Here is a 1,944-nt window from a genome sequence, read left to right as displayed (position 1 = left end):
CCCCGGCCGGGTGCGGCGATCCCGTAGGCGCGGCACGCACGGCGACGCGCGGCGCGTGCGACAGGTCACACGCGGCGGCCGAAGGCCGCCCTTGAGAAGGAAGAGAACATTGGCGACGATCTTTGTATGGTCTGTTTGTGCAGGTCGGTGGGTTGCGCTGTAGGTGCACGTACCCTGATTACGGGCACGTTCGGGGAGGGGTGCGGAGTGGTGGACGATCCGGGCGCTCGTCTTCGGGCTCTCCGGCTGCGGCGTGGCTTCTCTCAAGAGGGGTTGGCCGACGAGGCTGGGTTGAGCGTGTCGACGGTGCGGAAGATCGAGCAGGGTGGAAGCGCGCGGATCGAGACGCTGCGCACGTTGGCCCGTGCGCTGGATACGGAGACGTCGTCGCTGTTCGGGGCACGTTCACCTGGGCCAGTGACTGATGCAACGGAAGACGAGAAGCTGAATCTGCTGCCGCTACGCCAGGTTCTCACGCCTGCTGTCGGCCTCGTCGGCGTTTCGCGGTCACCGGTAGGTGGATCGGCGCAGGAGTCGCAGTCTCGGCTTCGAGATGCGCTGTCAAACGCGATCAGGGTCTACCAGTCCGACGACTTCGGCGCTGTGGCTGCGATGCTGCCGGTGATGATCGAGGAAAGTCACGGGCTTGTCGATGGTGCGGAGAATGAGGGTGATCGTCGGGAGGCGGCGCGGCTGCGGGCGGAGATTTTCCAGGTCGCGGGCTGGTTTCTGACTCAGGTACGTCAATACGATCTTGCCTATGCGGCGATTCGTGACGCGATGCGGGATGCTCTCGATTCCGGGGATCGGCTGACGGCTGCGGCGGGTGCTATCTCACAGTCCTGGCTGTTTGTGCGTCAGGGGCGGTTCGATGACGCGGAGCGGCTTGCTCGCGAGACGGCGTCGCGGGTGGAGCCGCGCCTGTCGGTGGCGAGTGATGCGGAGCTGTCGGCGTGGGGATGGTTGTTGCTGCGTGGTTCGGCGGCGGCGGTGCGGAACAATCGAGTCGATGCGTCGGATGACTTTTTGTCGCTTGCCGAGGTTGCCGCGTCCAGGATCACCGGGTCGGGGATTACTGGCCGGCACCATCAGTATTTCACGACGTTCAATCCGAATGTCGTGCGGATGAAGCGGGCTGAGGCGCTGATCATCGCTGATGATCCGCGTGGGGTGCTGCGCATAGCGGAGGATGTCCGCGACGGCGCAGGGAAGCGGCGGCGGTCGGACAACTACAGCCGTCATCTACTCGATGTGGCCGCTGCGCATGCAGCGCTTCGTGACTTCGGGGATGCGGTCGGTGTGCTGACGCTGCTGCTTCGTACCGCGCCGGAATGGCTGCGACACCAGCGCAAGGGTAAGGACGTCCTGAGTACGGTTCTGCTTTCCCGGAAGCGAAGGCTGAGTTCGGAGCTACGCGAGCTTGCCGACTTCATGCAGGTCCAGTAGATCGTCCAACTACCACGGGGCGTGGTAGTTGGACGTGGCGTGTCAGGTGAACTACTGCGTTACGCGACTCGTTCCGATTGCCGGTTGGCGTTAGGTTCTTCGCATGGCCTCCGGGGCTGGTTGAGATAGGGAATCGGTTCTCTGTTTCCCGGCCTCGGGGTGCCTTTTCATCACTCCTACTGTCCGGAGAACCTATGACCTGGCGATCCTGTGTCATCGGCAAATGGGGACTGCCCGTCTATGAAGACAGCGACCACCGTGTCGCGATCACGTCGGAGGGAGGTTCTGGCCGTGGGCCGGTGGGAGGACGAGCATTTTGCCCGGTTGGAATGTGAGGTGCCGGTGCGGGGGCGGGATCGTCTGGCCTGGTGGCGGACGACGCGGGCCGGCCTGGGGGCGGTGGAGGTGGCCGCGGTGCCGGTCGGGACGCTCGGGCTGCTCGACACCCCGGGGATAGCGGTGCGCCATGGCCGGGTGCCGGCGGGGGCGGCGTTGCTG

General features: G+C 65.1%; 1 protein-coding gene and 1 pseudogene. Both read left to right on the top strand.

The genetic code is table 11. The features are described from left to right. Positions 1-207 precede the first annotated feature (207 nt). The gene (locus AC08OO_RS09755; protein WP_085015406.1) at positions 208-1,446 is read left to right on the top strand and encodes a helix-turn-helix domain-containing protein; all 1,239 of its coding nucleotides are present in this window, start codon (positions 208-210) and stop codon (positions 1,444-1,446) included. Positions 1,447-1,737: 291 nt separating this feature from the next. Next, positions 1,738-1,944, top strand: a pseudogene (locus AC08OO_RS09750) (DUF397 domain-containing protein); the annotation flags it as partial.

The sequence above is a fragment of the Frankia sp. CeCAU1 genome (genome assembly GCF_977971845.1).
This window is presented reverse-complemented; position numbering and strand designations above follow the sequence as displayed.